Genomic DNA, 17,010 nt, shown 5'->3' with positions numbered 1-17,010 from the left:
CAGCAGCACCTTGCCGTTCGCCAGCCTGGCGAAGCCTGCTGCTGGTGAAGCCGTCCATGGCCCGGCTGTCGATCTGTCAGGCGAACTCGATTCCCGTGGCCGCCAGGCCCACCAGATCGATGCGCGTGGCGTTCAGATCCAGATTGCTGGCCAGCACCGCGAGCTCGCCGCCCGTCACGCCCTGGGCCAGCATGGCGACAAACGGCTGCAGCTGGGCAGGCGTCGCGGCGCTGCCCACGACGTTGGTCCACAGCAGCTGCGTCACCTGACCCGGGGTCTGCGCGCCCAGCAGCTGCAGGCCCAGTTGCGCCAGGCTTTGCGCGCTGATGCCCGCGTCCAGAGCGCGAATCACTTCGCCCACCAGCGGCTTGTTGTCCAGGAACGCGGCGCCGGCCACCGCGCCTATCAGTTTGGCGGCCTGGCCCGCGTGGCCGTCCAGGTCCAGGGCCAGCTTCGTGTCGCTCAGCGTGAGCCGCTCCACATTCATCAGCTCGAGCATCGCGCCGTCGGTCATGCGCTGCAGCGTATAGCCCTTGTCGCTGGCTTTGACGTGCATCTGCGCTAGGGTGGCGGGGAAGACGATGGTGTCGATTCCCGCGCCGCCGTCGACCGACCAGGCCAGGCCCGGTGTCGGGGTAAAGGTGTTGTCACCGGCATCGCCCGTGAACGCGGTTGCGCGCTCGGCATCCACGCGGATCGCGCCCGCGCTGTCCATGCCTTCGAGCAGCTGCTGCGCCGTCCTGCCACCGGCCTGCTGCGGGAACACCAGGGCAAACAGCTCGGCAACTTGCACGGCCGTCTTGCCTTGCAGCGTCTGGATCACCGCGCCTTCGGACGGCGTCGGTTCGCGCCCCATCCATTGCTGGAACAAAAAGGCTGCCGCTTCCTCGGCCTCGCTATGGGCCACCGTCAGACTCGGGCCGGTCGCAAAGCGCACCTGCTCCACATCGACCAGCCAGTCGGAGACGCCGCTTACGCCATGGGTCAGCTTGATGCCCGCGCCGTCGAGCGTGACCGTGTAGTCGCTGCGCTTGCCTTCCTGGAGGGCGACATCAAAGCCCGTGCCGCCGTTGAGGCGGTCGCTGCCCGCGCCGCCCGACAGCAGGTCGTTGCCCGCACCGCCGAATACGATGTCGTTGCCAGCGTCGCCGTAGACCTTGTCGTCTCCGCCCTTGCTGCCCACGGTGTCGTTGCCGCCGCCGCCATGGATGATGTCGTCATCGGCGCCCAGAACGATGTACTGCTGCGCGCCATCTCCGTAGACCACGTTCTGGCCGGCACCGCCCACCAGGCGCACATTGCCGACCACGGCAGCGAAGTCCACGTTGTTCAACTGCAGCGTGCTGCCGCCGGGCAGGCCGCGGGCGTCGAGAATGATGGCCTGCCTGCCGTCGCTGGCAGCGTCACTGCCGGAGATCGACAGCGCGTTGCCGGGGTCGAACCCGGCGCCCGCGGTCGGCTTGACCAGCTGCAGCGCCAACGGTTGGCCTGGCAACAGGCCGGCATGGAAGTCGCGCGCCGCCTGGAGCAGGTCGGCGTTGCCGCCGCCCAGACCCTCGATGCGCGCAATCAGCGCTTGCAGCGCCTGCGATCCGCTGAGGTTGGAGGAAAAACCGTCCGCTTGCAGACCCGTGCCTATGGGCAGGCTGGCAATCAGCAGCGGCTGGCCGGCTGCGCCCGTGACCAGCTGAATGTCGGCCAGCGCCGAAGGCGTGCCGGGCGTATCGGCGCGGCCGGGCGCGACCACGGCAACGGTCGTCAGGGTGGCGCCATCGGCGCCCAGGGTGGTGACCACGGGCACGCCGTCCACCGATACCGGCGTCGGCAGGGGCGGCGGCGCCGGAGGAGAGGGGGGCGCCGCCAGCGTCGTGAAGTTGTAGGTGGTTTTGTCGCTGACTGCCGTGGCAGCATTGCCTGCCAGGTCCTGCAGCGCACCGTCATCCCAGGTGACGTAGTAGGCCGTGGAATATTCCAGATTTGCGGCGGGCTGGATCAGCAGTTCGCCGTTGGCATTGAGCGTGATCGTGGTGGCCACCAGCGCACCGGTTGCCACATCCCTGAGGTAGACCTTGGTGAGGTCGCTGGATGCCGCGTCCAGTGGTTCGGAGAACCCCAGAACGATGGCATTGCTGACCGAGACTCCCGTGGCATCGTCGGCGGGGTCGGCAACTGCGGCGCTGGGCGCGGTGGTGTCCAGGACGTAGGCCTGGCTTGCTGCCGGTCCTGCATTCCCGGCAGCGTCCAGCACGCGTGCCTGCAGCGTATTGCTGGCGACCAGCGTCTGGTCTGCCAGCGACCAGGTGGCGCTGCCCGCGGACGCGTCGGCCTCCAGCCATGTGTCGCCGGCATCGAGCGACACTTGGACCCGTTCGCCTGCAGCCAGCGGGGCGCTGAGCGTGCCGCTGATGGTCTGCTGCGCAGTGCGGGTGACGAAATCAAGGCCGCTGGCGCCGGTGTCGGCGTTGAAGGCAAAACTGGCGACCGTCGTCGTGGGCGCCAGCGTGTCGAAGTTCAGCGTGAGCGGGCCGCCCGCAAGCCCGCCGTTGCCGGCCGTGTCGGCATAGGCGCCAGCGGCTACCGTGATGCTGGCCGTGCCGGCGGCGGTGGCAGGCGTGGGGGTGAAGAGCGCGCTGCGGGTAAGACCCGTGCCCGAGAGGGCGCCCAGCGTGCCGCCGCTGACCACCACATCGCCTATGCTGCCGTCCCAGGTAAAGCTCGCGCCAGGGTCCTCGCTGAAGGTAAAGGTGATGGTCGCGGTCTGGCCGCTGGCGAGCATCGTTGCGCTGGTGGTGATGGCCAGCGTTGGTGCCGTGGCGTCTATGGTCAATGCCAGTGTGGCGGACGCCGGGCCTGGGTTGCCCGCCGCATCGGCGGCCTTGGCGCTGAGCGTGTGCGAGCCTTGCGACAGAGGGACGCTGGTGATCGACCAGAATCCCGACGCATCGGCCTCGTCGGTGCCGAGTATCGTCTGGCCATCGGAGTCGTACAGCGTGACAGTGCTGTACGCCTCGGCCTGGCCGGTGATGGTGGGCGTGGTGTGCGCAGTGATGCGGTCCGTGTTGGAGACGCCGCTGTCCGAGGCTGCATGGAGCGCCAGCGAGACCGGGGCCTCGGGCGCGATGGCATCGACCAGCACCCCGCTGGTGGTGGCCACATTGTTGAGGGTGAGAAAGGCATTGTTGCCCGCTGCGTCGCGCAGCGTGGCGCCGTTGAGCTCCAGTGTGCTGCCCAGGCTGATGCCGTTGGCGTCCTGCCAGCCCGCGGCCACGACGACGCGAAAAGTGAGCTCTGAGCCGTCCGTGGACAGGTAGTCGGCGTATACCGTGCCGCCGGTGCCAAGGGTGATCGCGATGCGTGGCGTGCCGTCGCTGGTGTCGATCGTGACCGCTTCGCTGAAATGCACCTTGAAGTCCAGATGCTGGCCCGCGCCGTAGGCGCCGTCATGCGGCACCGCCACCGAGACAACCTCCGGCGATACGGTGTCGATGGTGTAAACCTCGCCCGCGGTGTAGCCTGGGGCGGGCGTGCCGATCGAGTCGCTGATTCCCGTGCCGCTGTCGATGAGGTCCAGCCGCAAAGTGCCCGCGCCGCTGACGCCGATCAAGGCAACTGTGTATTGGCTGCCGCTGCCCGCGAGGCTGGCAATGGTGCCCTCAGCGCTGCCGGTGGTCGTCAGCGTGAAATCTGAGACATCCACACCGGTCACGGCTTCGGAGAACGTGACCAAGTAGGTCAGGTTGCTGGCATTGGTGCTGTTCGGCCCCCCGCGGGCGATAGAACTCACCGCGGGTGCCGGATCGACCACACCGCTCACCACGATGCCGTTGCCCGTGGCGTCGGCCACCACCGCCGCTGCATCCGCGCCCCGCGCCCAGTCCTCGGCGGCGGCGAGGTTGTAGCCGGTGGCATCAATGGCGCTGCTGCCGTTCTTGTTCAGCAGCAGGTCGACACCTGCTTTGTCGCTGGCGCCTAGCGTGAGCGTGAACGAACTGCCATTGGTGACGTCCACGTCGCCGGTAGCAGTCAGCGTGTAGCTGCTGCCACCCTCGCCCTGCAGGGTGAACTTGGTGGCGTCGATGTCATTGGCGGCGCCATCCAGTGTTTTCAGGCCCGTTCCCGTGACCACCAGCACGCCCGTGCTGGCGTCGTAGGTGGAGCTGGTGATGGTGGGCACTGCCACATTGCTCACCGTGATGCCATTGCCCGAGACATCGGCGGTGGCGGCATGCGCGGCCACAAACCCTGCGGTGCCGGCCAGGTTGTAAGTGGTGCCACCCGTGGAGCTGGTGCTGTTCTTGTTGGCGATCAGATCCAGCGCCGCCCTGTCGCTGGCGCTCAGGGTCAGCGTGAAGCTGCTGGCGCTGCTGATTTCCACGTTGGCAGTATCGGTCAGCGTGTAGGTCGCACCGCCTTCACCGGTGAAAGTGAGCTTGTTGGCCACGACATCGTTGTCGGCGCCGTCTGTCGCTGCAAAGTTGCTGCCCGTGACCACCAGCACGCCGGTGCTGGCGTCATACGTGGCGCTGGTGATGGTGGGCGGGGGCAGGATCGCGGCCTCGAAATCCAGCGCATCAATGGCCACGATGGTGTCGGTGCCGGTGAAGCGAATCTCGTCGATGTTGTCCCAGTCGCTGTTGAAGGTGAGAGTGCCGCCACGGCTACCGAAAATAATGTTGTTGTTTAAATAGGTAACAGATCCCTCGGTGTCCGAAGTCGAGGTGATTATGGTGTCGCTGGCCACTTCATGGCCGTCCCGGTAGCCCGTGATGGTCAGGTTGGGGCTGGTGCCCAAGTCGGTCCCGGTATCCACCTCCATCGATGCGATACGGAACTCCGAACCATCCCATGACGAGATGCGCGCATCGACGGGTCCTAGTGGGAACCAGCCCATCTCATTCATATTGAAAAACAGCCCCAGATCATAGTAATAAGGTTTTAAGTAATCCGGCTGCGTGATGGAGAAGTCGTAGGAATCGACGGGGATCCTGCCTTGGCCATAGCCGGCGCCAGGCGTCATCGTGCGATACATGACGCCGTTGATGAAGTACGGCCCGATGAAGTCAACGGGTGGGGACTGCGGGTTGTCGAAGTCCGCATCTGCAATGGTCAGCGCATGCCCATAGGCATCCATCGCCGGGGCGCTCAGTGCCAGGCTGCTTTCCACAGGTCCGACCGCAGCTTCCAGCACCCAGTCGCCGCCCAGGCTCGCCGCACCGGTGCGATCGGTGGAGGCAGCGACGTCGGCCTGAGCGAGCGTGGCCCATTGGGCAATGAACGCGCCGCCCGCCTCACCGTCGGCCACGTCGCAGCCATAAAGCAGTATGTCGCCGTTGTCGCCCAGCGCGCTGCCGATCTGCGCGAGCGTGTCGGCGCGTGCGGCCAACGCCGCCGAATCCAGCGCCAGCGTGCCCAGTTGCACGCTGCCCGGCTGGCCGTGGCTCAGAATGTGGATGGCCTCTAGCCCCTGGCGACCCTGCAGGTCAGCGGCGATCTGCGCCAATCCATCCTGCGAGCCGTCGAGCACCACCAGCTGCACACCCGGACGAACCCCCGCTGCCAGTTGCTGCCAGTCGGGCAGATTGTCGAAGAGGAAGACCACCTGCTGCGCAGTGGGCGATACGCTCCTGGACTGGAGGTCTGAGAACTGGGTGGTCATGTCGGCGTTTCCTTGGAGGTGTGACCAGCGTTGTCGCAAGCAGGTTGTCGACGGTGCGCCGGGCGCCATGCGACGCCGTAGCAAGCCCGCACAGTTCAGAAAGCGCTGTTCATACCGCTGGAAAATTCGATTTGTACCAGAAAGAAACAAGTGCTACATAAAAATATTGACTTTGTCCTGTTTCTGGGCCCACTCCGCATCATTTCCGGCAGCCGTGTGCTTCCTCAAAGAGGCCCCTGCGGCGAGCGCGGCCCTGCCCATGGAAGCATTGCGCCACCAGCGCCTTGCCCAGACGCGTAATGTCGCGGCGCTGGACGGTTCCATAAGCAGCGGGAGAGGGGGGCCGCTCCTCAGCCCCATGAATGCCAAAGGGTGCCCCGGGGCACCCTTTGGCTTGCCGGCTGACCGCCAGAGATGGCGTCAGTGGCAACTTGCCTTTGACTTCACTGGTCCAGCGCGATGCGGTAGATGCCGTAGCTGCCGGTGCCGCCATTGACGCCGGTGTCGTCCGCCCGGTCCACGCTGATGTTGGCCAGGCCGGCGGCCTGGGCCACGGCCAGCTCGTTCGGCGCCGACTTGAACAGCACCTTGCCCGCGGTCGCGACCTTGGTGAAGCGCCAGCTGCTGGTGGCGCCGTTGGCGGCGCGGGTGATGGTCTTCTTGGCCTTGACGTAGTTCAGCACCACTTCGCGGTTGGCATCGGGCGCGGCCCAGACGATGTCGAAGGCCTTGCCCGTGCCCAGGATGAACGGCGCGCTGCTGTTGGCACGGTAGTTGTTGGTGGCGACGATGAACTGCTGCGCGTTGTCCATGGGCTGGCCCTTGTAGCGCAGGTTCCTGATGCGCTCGCCGCCCTTGGCCGGGTCGTTGACGTTGTACTTGGGCTGGGTCACGTCGATCTCGTAGCTGATGTCCGCCGTGGTGAACACATCGAAGTTGTAGCCGGGGAAGGACGCGCCGGGCTGCACGCCGGTCTTGCTGTCATTGATCAGCCACTGGTCTTCGGCTTTCTTCGGGTCGATCTGGTTGAAGCGGTTGGCCGCGTTCTCCAGCCACTGCTTGATCTGCGCGCCCGTGACCTTCACCGCATGGATGGTGTTGTTGTCGTACAGGTACAGATCGGCCGCCGCCGAGACGGTCATGGTGCCGGCCGCGACATTGGTGAAGTCATCGGCGCTGGAGTAACCGGCCTTGAAGGGCGCGGTCACCGACAGCACGGGAAGGCTGGCGTACTGGGGCAGACTGGTCTTCACGTAGTGGGCCACATACTCCTGCTGTGCCTGGTTGACGATCTGCAGCGCACCCACATTGCCCACGTCGGCGAACATCGAGCTCAGGCGGAAGTCGCTGGAGCCTATGGGCGAGGCAACGTAGGCGCGCGTCTTGTTGTGCACCTCATCGACGGCGGCGATCACGGCCGGGTCGGAGTCCACATAGACAGTCTTGCCGGCCGCATCCTTGGAGTCTATGGTGCGCACCTGCACGTCGGTCTTGGCGCTGTCCACCGACCATTTCTTGCCTGCGCCATCCCACTTGAGCGCGTAGTTGATGATGCCCAGGCCCTTGCCCCAGGAACTGGCCATGACTGCCGGCACGCCGTTGACCGTGCCCTTGGCGTTGTCCGCGCCCGCGAACTTGTAGGCCGGGCTCGCGCCGCGGTCGGGGAAGGTGTTGTGCTCGTGACCCATCACGATGCCGTCGATGCCCGGCACGTCCTTGGTGATGTAGTAGCCGGGGTTTTCCATGTTGGCGAAGTAGCCGCTGGCGCTCATGCCGCCGTGCAGCAGCACGAACACCAGGTCGGCGCCCTTGGCGCGCACTTCGGGCACATATTTGGCCGCGGTGTCGCGCCCGTCCTGCGTGCTGACCTTGCCTTCGAGCTTGTCCTTGTCCCAGTTCAGGATGCCGGGCGTGGTGATGCCGATCACGCCGATCTTGATCGGCAGCGTGACGGCCTTGCCGTCGGCCTGGGTCGCGCTGACATTGCGCTCGAGGATGACGTAGGGGTCGACCAGCGGCTTGTTGCTCTTGAGGCTGGTGACGTTGGCCGTCACGATGGGAAAGCCCGGTCCCTTGTCCTTGGTGCCGATCTTCGGGTCCACGCCCGCGACATCCAGCCCGCCGCCCAGGATCTGGCTCAGATAGGGCAGGCCAAAGTTGAACTCGTGGTTGCCGAGCACGCCCGCATCGTATTTGAGCGTGGCCATGGCCTTGTACATGGACAGCTGCTGCGTCGCGGGCAGCGGCGCGACTTGGGCCTCGTAGGTGCCCAGCACCGTGCCCTGGATGGTGTCGCCGTTGTCCACCAGCAGCGTGTTGGGGAATTCGCTGCGCGCCTTGCGGATCAGCGTGGCGGTGCGCTCCAGGCCCACGGCCTTGTCTTCCTTGTCCGAGTAGTAATTGAAGCTGCGCGCGTAGTAGTGCAGGTCGGTCGTCTCCAGCAGCGCCAGCTGGGCCGTGGCATTCTGTGCCACAGGCTCGGGTGTGGGCGCGGGAGTGTCGTTGTCGCTGCCGCCGCAGGCTGTCAGCGCGAGCGCGGCAGTCAGCGCCAGCAGCAACGGCAGACGGTACTGGTCGTGCGAACCCGGTACGTTAAGGGACATGGAAAGGCCTCGTGGATGGTAATGCAGGAAGGGGCGAAATCCATCGCAATGATGGCGCCCCACAGCGTGCCGGCCATGCCAGTCAACGCTGCATTCACATTCTTGCGACCTAGATTGACGGCCGTGTGACGGTACCGTGGCAGGCGCGTGTCCATGCAGGGCCCAGGCCGGCGCTGCTAGCCTGCGCGGGCCTGTGGTTTCAACCGTCCACCGGCTCGGTCGCTGCCACCGAGGGGCGTTGCTGCATCTGCGCAAACCATGCGGCCAGCCGGGGCACCATGTCGCGCCAGCCCAGGCTGTCGAAACGGTAGTCGAGGTAGCCCAGTGCGCAGACCAACGTCAGATGGCCGATGCCAAAGTTGCTGGATTCCAAGGCCGGTACCTCGCCTTCCAGCAGCTGCAGGCTGGCCCGGGTCTTGAGTTCGAATGCCGCCAGCAAGGCCGGCAGCGGCGCCGCGCGCTCGCGCTCGTTGCGCCACAGGATCAGCGCGTCGAGCAGGCCGTCACCGAGCGCATGCCAGCGCAGCGCCGCCCAGCGCGCTGGCGCTTCCTTGGGGAACAGCGCGCCGGCGGCCAGGCTGTCGAGGTATTCGCAGATGACCACCGAATCGAACAGCGTCTGTCCGTCATCGAGCACCAGCGTGGGAATCTTCGACAGCGGATTGGCGCGCATCAGCTCGGCATTGGGCTTGAGCATGGCGGCCACGGAGCGCACCAGTTCCAGCCGGGGCAGCAGTTCGAGCTCGTGGGCGCAGATCATGACTTTGCGCACATAGGGCGACTTGGGTGACCAGTGCAGTTGCATAGAGAAGATGGAAAGTGAAAACGGTAGGGGCCTGGATACGCCGGCGACTACAGCACGCCCGCGGCCTGGAGCTGATCGATGCGCTCGGCCGAGTAGCCCAGCTCCTCGAGCACCTGGCGCGAATGCTGGCCCAGCAGCGGCGGGGCGGCCAGGTCCTGCAGCGGCGTCTGGGCGAAACGCATGGGGCTGGACACCTGCGGCACCGGCACGCCGCAGGGATGCGGCACATATTTGAGCATGCCGCGCGCCAAGACCTGCGGGTCCTCGAACACTTCGGGCACCGAGTTGATCGCGCCGCAGGGAACGCCCGCGTCGTCGAGCGCGCCAATCAGGTCGGCGCGCGGGCGCTGGGCGAATTCGTGGCGCAGCAGCGCCGACAGCACCTGGATATTGCGCACGCGCTGGGCATTGGTCGCAAAGCGCTCGTCCAGCGCCCACTCTGGCCGGCCCAGCACCGCGCACAGCTTGGTGAACTGGCCGTCGTTGCCGACCACCAGAATGGCGTCGCCATCGGCGCAGGCGTAGACATCCTGCGGCTGGATGTTGGGGTGGGCGTTGCCGTTGCGCTGCGGCGCCTTGCCCGACACCAGGTAGTTCATCGCCTGGTTGGCCAGCATGGCCACCTGCACGTCGAGCATGGCGATGTCTATGCTGTCGCCCACGCCGCTCTGATCGCGCCTGGCCACGGCCGCGAGCACCGCGACCGCGGTGTACATGCCGGTCATCAGATCGACGATGGGCACGCCGACTTTCTGCGGGCCGCCGCCGGGCTGGCCGTCGCGTTCACCGGTGACGCTCATCAGCCCGCCCATGGCCTGGATCAGAAAGTCATACGCAGGCTGGTCGCGGCGCGGGCCGGTCTGGCCGAAGCCCGTGACCGAGCAGTAGATGAGCCGCGGATTGATCTTGCGCAGGCTGGCTTCGTCCAGGCCGTAGCGCGCCAGCGTGCCGGCCTTGTAGTTCTCCAGCACGATGTCGGACTCCAGCGCCAGATCGCGCACGATCTGCTGGCCTTCGGCGGTGTCCAGGCTCACGGTGATCGAGCGCTTGCCGCGGTTCACGGCGAGATAGTAGCCGGCTTCCCTGGTGTCCTGGCCCTGGGCATCCTTGAGGAAGGGCGGCCCCCAGGAGCGCGTGTCGTCGCCCGCGCCGGGGCGCTCGACCTTGGTGACCGTGGCGCCCAGATCGGCCAGGATCTGGCCCGCCCAGGGCGCCGCGAGAATGCGGCTCAGGTCCAGCACCCGCAGGTGCGACAAGGGGCCGGAAGCCACTTTGGCATTGGTCATCGGAAAGACTCCAGTCAGCTATGCAATGGCTGGACTTTAGGTCTGGCGCTGCGCAGCGCCTAGCCGTGGCGGCGGCAATTCTGAGATGCTCCGATGCGCATAGCAGGCTTGTGAATCGCAGGCCTTACTGCGGCGGGTGGCTCTGTCTAGACTGGCGCAAAAGGAGACAGAGACCATGCATAGACGTACTTTTGCCACCCTCATTGCCGTTGCCGGCCCCCTGCTCGCCAGCGGCGCCGCCCTGGCGGACAGCTGGCCGAGCAAGCCCCTGAAACTCATCGTGCCGTATTCCGCGGGCGGACCTACCGACGCCATCGCCCGGATGATAGGCACGCAGATGGGATCGGCGCTGGGCCAGGCGGTGGTGGTCGACAACCGGGCCGGTGCGGGCGGCACCATCGGTGTCGACGCGACCGCCAAGGCCCCGGCCGACGGCTACAACTTCGCGCTGGTCGCGCCCGGCCCGCTGGCCGGAATGCCCAATCTCACCAAGGTGCCCTATACGCTGGACCAGCTCGAGTTCCTCACGCTGGCGGCGCGCATTCCCAGCGTGATCGTGGTCAATCGCAAGTCGGGCATCACTTCGCTGGAGCAGCTGATCGCCAAGGCCAAGGCCGCGCCGGACACGCTCAACTACAGCTCCGCGGGCGCGGGCACCACGCCGCACATCGGCTTCGAGCTGTTCAAGCGCGAGACCGGCACGGCCATCATGCATGTACCGTACAAGGGCGCGGCGCCGGCGATCAGCGCCGTGCTGTCGGGCGAAGTGCAGATGACCATGGTCGACCTGCTGCCCATCCTGCCGTTTGCCGCCAACGGCAATCTGGTGGTGCTGGCCGTGGCCGGCAAGACGCGCGCGCCGCAGCTGCCCGACGTGCCGACCACGGTGGAGCTGGGCCTGCCGAACGTGCAGATGGAGACCACCTACGGTCTGCTTGCGCCCAAGGGCATTCCGGCCGCGGTGCAGACCAAGCTGCGCAATGCCGCGGTGGCGGCCATCAATTCGCCCGAGATGAAGGCGCAATTCCTCAAGCAGGGCGCGATTGCCTCCACCTCCACCAGCGCCGAGTACCGCAGCCTGATGCAGGCCGAGTCCGAGAAATGGCGCGGCGTGATCGCCAGCGCCAAGATCAGCATCGACTGAGGCAGGACTGCGCATGAAGATCACCCATGCCACCGTCCAGCCGTGCATTCAGGGCCTGGCCGATCCGCAATGGAAGTTCGCGCGCGCGCAGGTGCCGCGCCTTGAAGGCGCGGTGCTGCAGCTGCAGGACGAGGACGGCCACACCGGCCTGGGCTATGTGCACGCCATACCGGCGATCTCCACGCATGGCGCGGGCGCGCTGGCGGCGCTGGAGTTTCTCGCGCCGCGGCTGGTCGGGCGGCGCGCCGACGACATCGCGGCGGTGATGGAGGAGGTCGATGCGACGCTGGCCTTCCAGCCCACCGTCAAGGCCGGCATCGACATGGCGCTGCACGACCTGCTCGCGCGCCGCCTGGGCGTGGCCGTGCATGTGCTGCTGGGCGGCAGGATGCGCGACAGCGTGCCGCTGTCGCGCATCCTGCCCATCAAGTCGCCCGATGAGATGGCGGCGCTCGCTGCGCGGCTCGTGGGCGAAGGCTATTCTCAGCTCAAGCTCAAGCTCGCGGGCGACACCGCCACCGATATCGCGCGCATCGCCGCGGTGCGCGCGGCCGTGGGCCCTGACGTGGCGCTGACGCTGGACCCCAACCAGTCCTACCACGCCAAGCAGCTGATAGGCGCGTTCGCCAAGATGGAGCGCTACGACATTGCATTGATAGAGCAGCCCGTGCCCGCGGCCGACATCGCCGGGCTGGCGCTGCTGACACGCACGCTGCCCGTGGCGATCGAGGCCGACGAAAGCGCGCAAAGCGTGCGCGACGTGTTCCGGCTGGTGTCCGAGCGCGCGGTCGATGTGATCAACCTGAAGGTGACCAATCTCGGCGGCCTGCGCCACTTCATGGAAGCGGTACGCATCTGCGAGGCGGGCCAGGTCGCCTGCCGCGTGGGCGCGGCCTTCGGCCCGGCACTGATGCAGGCCATGGCGCTGCAGGCGGCCTGCATACCCAAGTCGCTGCCCTATGCCTGCGAGCTGTCTGAGCACCTGCACCTGCAGGACGACCCATTCACGGCCTTGCCGGTGCAAGCCGGCCGCCTGAGCCTGCCCAAAGGGCCGGGCTGCGGCGTAGGCTACCGCGACTGACGCGGCTCCAAGCCAAGCGGCCCGGGCCGCAGCCGATATCAATAACAAGGAGACAAGCCATGACATTTACCCCACGCCTGCGCGCAGGCATTTTTCAAGCCGCGCCCGCGAGCGGCCGTCGCCGCTGGACGCTGGCGCTGGCGACCGCGGCGCTCTGGGTGGCGGCGCCCGGCCTGGCCGGCGCTGCGGGTTTTCCCGACAAGCCGCTGCGCCTGGTCGTGCCTTTCCCTGCGGGCGGTGCGGCCGACATGATGGCGCGCGGCATGGCCCAGCGCCTGGGCACCGAGCTGGGCCAGCAGGTGGTCATTGAAAACCGCGGCGGCGCGGGCGGCACCACGGCGGCCGAGATCGTGGCGCGCGCGCCGGCCGACGGCTACACGCTGTTCTTCGCCACCATGGGCACGCATGCGATCAATCCGGCGCTGTATGCCAAGCTGCGCTACGACCCGGTGAAGGACTTCGCGCCGGTGGCGCTGACCCACACCACGCCGCGCGTGCTGGTGGTGGGCGCCGCGGTGCCGGCGCGCAACGTCAAGGAACTGATCGCGCTGGCCAGGCAGAAGCCCGGCGTGCTGAGCTATGGCTCGGCCGGCAATGGCAGCTCCAGCCATCTGTCGGGCGCGCTGTTCGACGCCCTGGCCGGCGTGGACATGATGCATGTGCCCTACAAGGGCAGCGCGCCGCTGCTCACCGACGTGCTCGCCGGCCGGGTCGACATGACCTTCGACTCCTATACCGTCTACGAGGAGCATATCCGCAGCGGGCGCGCGCGCGCGCTGGCCGTGACTTCGCGCAGCCGCCTGAGTTCGTTGCCCGACATTCCCACGCTGGCCGAGTCGGGGCTGGCGGGCTACGACGTCTCCAACTGGCTGGGCGTGATGGCGCCGGCGCAGACGCCCAAGGCCGTGATCGACACCTTGAACGCCGCCCTGGTGCGCGCCATGGCGACGCCCGAGCTGCGCAAGCAGCTGACCCAGCTGGGCATAGAGCCGGCCTCGAGCAGCCCGCAGGAGTTCGCCCAGCTGGTGCGCGCCGAGATTCCCAAGTGGAGCAAGATCGTCAAGCAGTCGGGCGCGACGCTGGATTGATGGGAAGACCATGACATTGCCTGAAGTGCAACGCCGCCGTGAATTGATCGCCGTGGAGGGCGGCGTCATCGATGTGCTGATCGACGCGCCCGGGAACGACCAGGGCCCGTGCCTGGTGCTGCTGCCGTCATCGCAGCGCGATTCGCTGGATTTCGACGCTCTGGCGCAGCAGCTCGCGCTGGGCGGCCTGCGCGTGCTGCGGCCGCAGCCGCGCGGCATGGGGCGCACCACGCTGCCTCTGGACCATCTCACGCTGCACGTCCTGGCCCGTGACGTGATCGCCACCGTGAACGCGCTGGGCGGCGGCCGCGCGGTGCTGGTGGGCCACGCTTTCGGCCATTTCATCGCGCGCGTCGCCGACCTGGACCACCCGCAGTGCGTGCGCGGCGTGGTCGTGGCCGGCGCCGCGGCGCGCGTGTTCCCGCCGGGCATGGCCGAGTCGCTGGACATCGCTGCCGACGCGCACCAGCCCCAGGCCCTGCGTCTGGCCCATCTGCAGCGCGCCTTTTTCGCGCCGGGCAACGAGCCCCGGGCCTGGCTCGAAGGCTGGCATCCCGAACTGCGCGCGATCTACCGCGCGGCCGGCGCCGTGCCGGCCAAGGACCGCTGGTGGACCACGGCGCATGCACCGCTGCTGGACCTGCAGGGCGCCAACGACCCCTGGCGGCCGCCGGCCAGCCGCGCCGAGCTGCAGGAACTGCTGGGCGCAGACCGCGTGCAGGTGGCGGTGATAGACCAGGCCAGCCATGCGCTGGTGGTGGAGCAGCCCGTCGCCGTGGCGGGCGCGATCGCGCGCTGGGTGGCCGAGCTGCCGCAGTGACCGGCGCGCATCGGGACTATCATGCCTTGTCCCGATGCGTCACCGTTTTTCCCCATGCACAGCGCCAAAGCCACCACCCTTCAGCTCGACATCGCCTCCAACCTGCAGAAATGGCGCACCTTTCTGGCGATTGCCGAGCTGGGCAGCCTGACGCGGGCGGCGCTGTTCCTCGACAGCAACCAGTCGCTGCTGAGCCGCCAGCTCAATGCGCTGGAGCGCGACTGCGGCGCGCGGCTGTTCAACCGCACCGGGCGCGGCATGACGCTGTCCGATGTGGGCGAGCGCATCTTTCCGCATGTGAAGAACCTGCTGGCCGATGCCGAGCAGCTCGAAGTGGAGATCCGCGGCGAGGCGCGCGAGCCCGCGGGCCGGGTCACGCTGGGCTCGCTGCCGTCGATCTCCTGGCCCATCGTCGGGCGGCTGTTCCAGCAGATCCGCGCCCAGCACCCGGGCATACACCTGAAAATCCTCGAAGGCTCCAGCGGCCAGGTCGAGGAATGGCTGGCCGACGCGCGCGTCGACATCGCCATCCTCTACCGCTACAGCCACACGCTGTCCGAGCAGGAACAGGCGCTGGCCAGCGTGGAAAGCTATCTGATAGGCCCCGCGGGCGACGCGCTGACGGCTGCCGCCGAAGTGCCGTTTTCCGCGCTGCATGAGCTGCCTTTCATTTTGCCGAGCGCGCCCAACGGCCTGCGCACCACGCTGGACGCGCTGGCGCGCCAGGAGCACATTCATCTGACGCCGGTGATCGAAGCCGATTCGCTGCCGCTGATGCGCTCGCTGGTGGCGCAGGAGCGGCTGTACACCGTGCTGCCCATCCACGCGGTCTGGAGCGAAGTGCAGGACGGCACGCTCAGCGCCGCGCGCATCGTCAATCCGCCGCTGCAGCGCATCGTGTCCATGGCCTTTGCGCGCAACAAGGGGCCGGGCCGCGCCGCCGCCGCGGTCGCGCGCCAGATCGCGCAGATCGTTGACGACCAGGCGCGCGCGGGCATGTGGCGCTCCACCTTGCAGACATAGCAGCTTTGCCGCCCTTGAGGGAGGCGCAGGCCGGCCGGCATGGTGAAATCCAGGGCCTGCACCAGCCAAGGAGAGCCATGCCCCGCATTTCATTACCCGCCCCCGAGGCGATGTCGCCCGCGCAGCGCCAGGTCTACGACAAGGTCGTGTCCGGCCCGCGCGGCAAGATCGAAGGCCCGCTGCGCGCCGCCTTGCACAACGCCGAGCTGGCCGACTGCTGGCAGGCGCTGGGCGCGCTGCTGCGCTACCGCACCGGCCTGACGCCGCGCCAGTCCGAGATCGCCATTCTGGTCACGGGACGCGCCTGCCAGTCGCCGTTCGAGTGGTATGCGCACCGGCGCGAGTCCGAAAAGATAGGCATCGAGACCGACATCCTCGAAGCCCTGCTGGCGCAGACGCCGCCGCCGTTTCGCGCGCCCGAAGAACAGCTGGTCTACCAGTTCGCGCTGGAACTCAACCAGCAGCGCTCGGTCTCGGACGCGACCTATGCCGCCACGCTGGCATTCTTTGGCGAGCGCGCGGTGGTCGAGCTCACCGCGCTGGTCGGCTACTACACCATGGTCGCGATGACGCTCAACGCCCATGAAATTCCGCTGCCCGAAGGCCAGCAGCCGGCCTTCCCCTTGCCCCAGCACCAGGGCCTGGCGCAATGAGCCGCGTCGTGAGCCCTGCCGTCACCGCGGGCTGGGACTGCCACGCCCACCTGTTCGGCCCCTACGATCGCTATTCGCTGGGCGCCGAGCGCAGCTATACGCCGCCTGAAGCACTGCAGGCCGACTATCTTGCGCTGCTGCAGACGCTGGGCCTGAGCCACGGCGTGCTGGTCCAGCCCAGCGCTTACGGCGAAGACCACGGCCTGCTGCTGGACACGCTGGCCGCCTTGCCGCAGTTGCGCGGCGTGGTGGTGCTGCGCGCCCAGGGCGCCGAGCGTCTGCGCGGGCTGCGCGCGCGCGGCGTGCGTGCCGCGCGCTTCAGCCAGCGCAGCGCCGCCGGCGGCAACTTCGCCGGCAGCTCCTCGCTGGACGATCTGGAAGCCATGGCCGGGGCGCTGGCCGACGAAGGCCTGCATGCCGAGCTGTGGACCGATTGTCAGGCGCTGCCCGGTATCGCGCCGCGCCTGCGCCAGCTGGCGCTGCCCATCGTCATCGACCACATGGGCGGCTTCGATGCCGCGGCCGGCGTGAACGATCCGGGCTTCAGGCTGCTGCTGTCGCTGCTCGAATCGGGCAATGTCTGGGTCAAGCTGTGCGCCTACCGCAATGTGCTGGGCGATGCCGATCTGGAGCGCGCCCGGCCTTTCCACGAGCTGATGCTGCAGGCCAACCCCGAGCAACTGGTGTGGGGCAGCGACTGGCCGCATCTGCGCGTCACGCCCGTGCCCGATGCGCAGCAGCTGCTGCAGACCTTCGAGCGCTGGGCGGGCAGCGAAGACCTGGTGCGCCAGGTGCTGCAGCACAATCCGGCGCGGCTTTACGGCTGATGGTGGGCGGCGTGCGAGGCACGC

Annotated in this window: 11 protein-coding genes; 7 read left to right on the top strand and 4 right to left on the bottom strand. The window is 67.6% G+C overall.

The features are described 5' to 3' along the window. Window positions 1-76: 76 nt before the first annotated feature. The 4 genes from ACSVDO_RS25300 to ACSVDO_RS25285 all read right to left on the bottom strand — a co-directional run bounded on the left by ACSVDO_RS25300 (window position 77) and on the right by ACSVDO_RS25285 (window position 10,350). The gene (locus ACSVDO_RS25300; RefSeq protein WP_489597819.1) at window positions 77-5,656 is read right to left on the bottom strand and encodes a DUF4347 domain-containing protein; all 5,580 of its coding nucleotides are present in this window, start codon (window positions 5,654-5,656) and stop codon (window positions 77-79) included. A gap of 443 nt (window positions 5,657-6,099) precedes the next feature. Further along, the gene (locus tag ACSVDO_RS25295) at window positions 6,100-8,259 is read right to left on the bottom strand and encodes a bifunctional 2',3'-cyclic-nucleotide 2'-phosphodiesterase/3'-nucleotidase (RefSeq protein WP_489597818.1); all 2,160 of its coding nucleotides are present in this window, start codon (window positions 8,257-8,259) and stop codon (window positions 6,100-6,102) included. 199 nt (window positions 8,260-8,458) lie between these two features. Continuing rightward, complete coding sequence (locus tag ACSVDO_RS25290) at window positions 8,459-9,064, bottom strand: glutathione S-transferase family protein (RefSeq protein WP_489597817.1); 606 nt, start codon at window positions 9,062-9,064, stop codon at window positions 8,459-8,461. Between the two features lie 47 nt (window positions 9,065-9,111). Beyond that, entirely contained in the window at window positions 9,112-10,350 is a 1,239-nt protein-coding gene (locus tag ACSVDO_RS25285) for a CaiB/BaiF CoA transferase family protein (RefSeq protein WP_489597816.1), read from the bottom strand. Between the two features lie 175 nt (window positions 10,351-10,525). Here ACSVDO_RS25285 and ACSVDO_RS25280 point away from each other — a divergent pair, with 175 nt between their 5' ends. From ACSVDO_RS25280 to ACSVDO_RS25250, 7 genes are all read left to right on the top strand, one after another. Then, the gene (locus ACSVDO_RS25280; protein ID WP_489597815.1) at window positions 10,526-11,494 is read left to right on the top strand and encodes a Bug family tripartite tricarboxylate transporter substrate binding protein; all 969 of its coding nucleotides are present in this window, start codon (window positions 10,526-10,528) and stop codon (window positions 11,492-11,494) included. Between the two features lie 13 nt (window positions 11,495-11,507). Beyond that, a complete protein-coding gene (locus ACSVDO_RS25275) occupies window positions 11,508-12,575 on the top strand; it encodes a mandelate racemase/muconate lactonizing enzyme family protein (RefSeq protein ID WP_489597814.1) in 1,068 nt (355 codons plus the stop codon). A gap of 59 nt (window positions 12,576-12,634) precedes the next feature. Next, window positions 12,635-13,663, top strand: coding sequence for a Bug family tripartite tricarboxylate transporter substrate binding protein (locus ACSVDO_RS25270; RefSeq protein WP_489597813.1), 1,029 nt, complete (start codon window positions 12,635-12,637; stop codon window positions 13,661-13,663). Window positions 13,664-13,673: 10 nt separating this feature from the next. Beyond that, complete coding sequence (locus ACSVDO_RS25265) at window positions 13,674-14,483, top strand: alpha/beta fold hydrolase (protein ID WP_489597812.1); 810 nt, start codon at window positions 13,674-13,676, stop codon at window positions 14,481-14,483. A gap of 54 nt (window positions 14,484-14,537) precedes the next feature. Continuing rightward, a complete protein-coding gene (locus tag ACSVDO_RS25260; RefSeq protein ID WP_489597811.1) occupies window positions 14,538-15,506 on the top strand; it encodes a LysR family transcriptional regulator in 969 nt (322 codons plus the stop codon). 77 nt (window positions 15,507-15,583) lie between these two features. Then, on the top strand, window positions 15,584-16,159 hold the full coding sequence (locus ACSVDO_RS25255; protein WP_489597810.1) for a carboxymuconolactone decarboxylase family protein: 576 nt from the start codon (window positions 15,584-15,586) through the stop codon (window positions 16,157-16,159). Then, entirely contained in the window at window positions 16,156-16,986 is an 831-nt protein-coding gene (locus ACSVDO_RS25250; RefSeq protein ID WP_489597809.1) for an amidohydrolase family protein, read from the top strand. The genes ACSVDO_RS25255 and ACSVDO_RS25250 overlap by 4 nt, the downstream gene beginning before the upstream one ends. Window positions 16,987-17,010: the final 24 nt, after the last annotated feature.

It is taken from the genome of Comamonas sp. DB36 (genome assembly GCF_057914905.1).
This window is presented reverse-complemented; position numbering and strand designations above follow the sequence as displayed.

Coding starts and splice junctions, on each gene's coding strand:
- ACSVDO_RS25300 (WP_489597819.1), bottom strand. CDS start 5,656: ATGACCACCCAGTTCTCAGACCTCCAGTCCAGGAGCGTATCGCCCACT.
- ACSVDO_RS25295 (WP_489597818.1), bottom strand. CDS start 8,259: ATGTCCCTTAACGTACCGGGTTCGCACGACCAGTACCGTCTGCCGTTG.
- ACSVDO_RS25290 (WP_489597817.1), bottom strand. CDS start 9,064: ATGCAACTGCACTGGTCACCCAAGTCGCCCTATGTGCGCAAAGTCATG.
- ACSVDO_RS25285 (WP_489597816.1), bottom strand. CDS start 10,350: ATGACCAATGCCAAAGTGGCTTCCGGCCCCTTGTCGCACCTGCGGGTG.
- ACSVDO_RS25280 (WP_489597815.1), top strand. CDS start 10,526: ATGCATAGACGTACTTTTGCCACCCTCATTGCCGTTGCCGGCCCCCTG.
- ACSVDO_RS25275 (WP_489597814.1), top strand. CDS start 11,508: ATGAAGATCACCCATGCCACCGTCCAGCCGTGCATTCAGGGCCTGGCC.
- ACSVDO_RS25270 (WP_489597813.1), top strand. CDS start 12,635: ATGACATTTACCCCACGCCTGCGCGCAGGCATTTTTCAAGCCGCGCCC.
- ACSVDO_RS25265 (WP_489597812.1), top strand. CDS start 13,674: ATGACATTGCCTGAAGTGCAACGCCGCCGTGAATTGATCGCCGTGGAG.
- ACSVDO_RS25260 (WP_489597811.1), top strand. CDS start 14,538: ATGCACAGCGCCAAAGCCACCACCCTTCAGCTCGACATCGCCTCCAAC.
- ACSVDO_RS25255 (WP_489597810.1), top strand. CDS start 15,584: ATGCCCCGCATTTCATTACCCGCCCCCGAGGCGATGTCGCCCGCGCAG.
- ACSVDO_RS25250 (WP_489597809.1), top strand. CDS start 16,156: ATGAGCCGCGTCGTGAGCCCTGCCGTCACCGCGGGCTGGGACTGCCAC.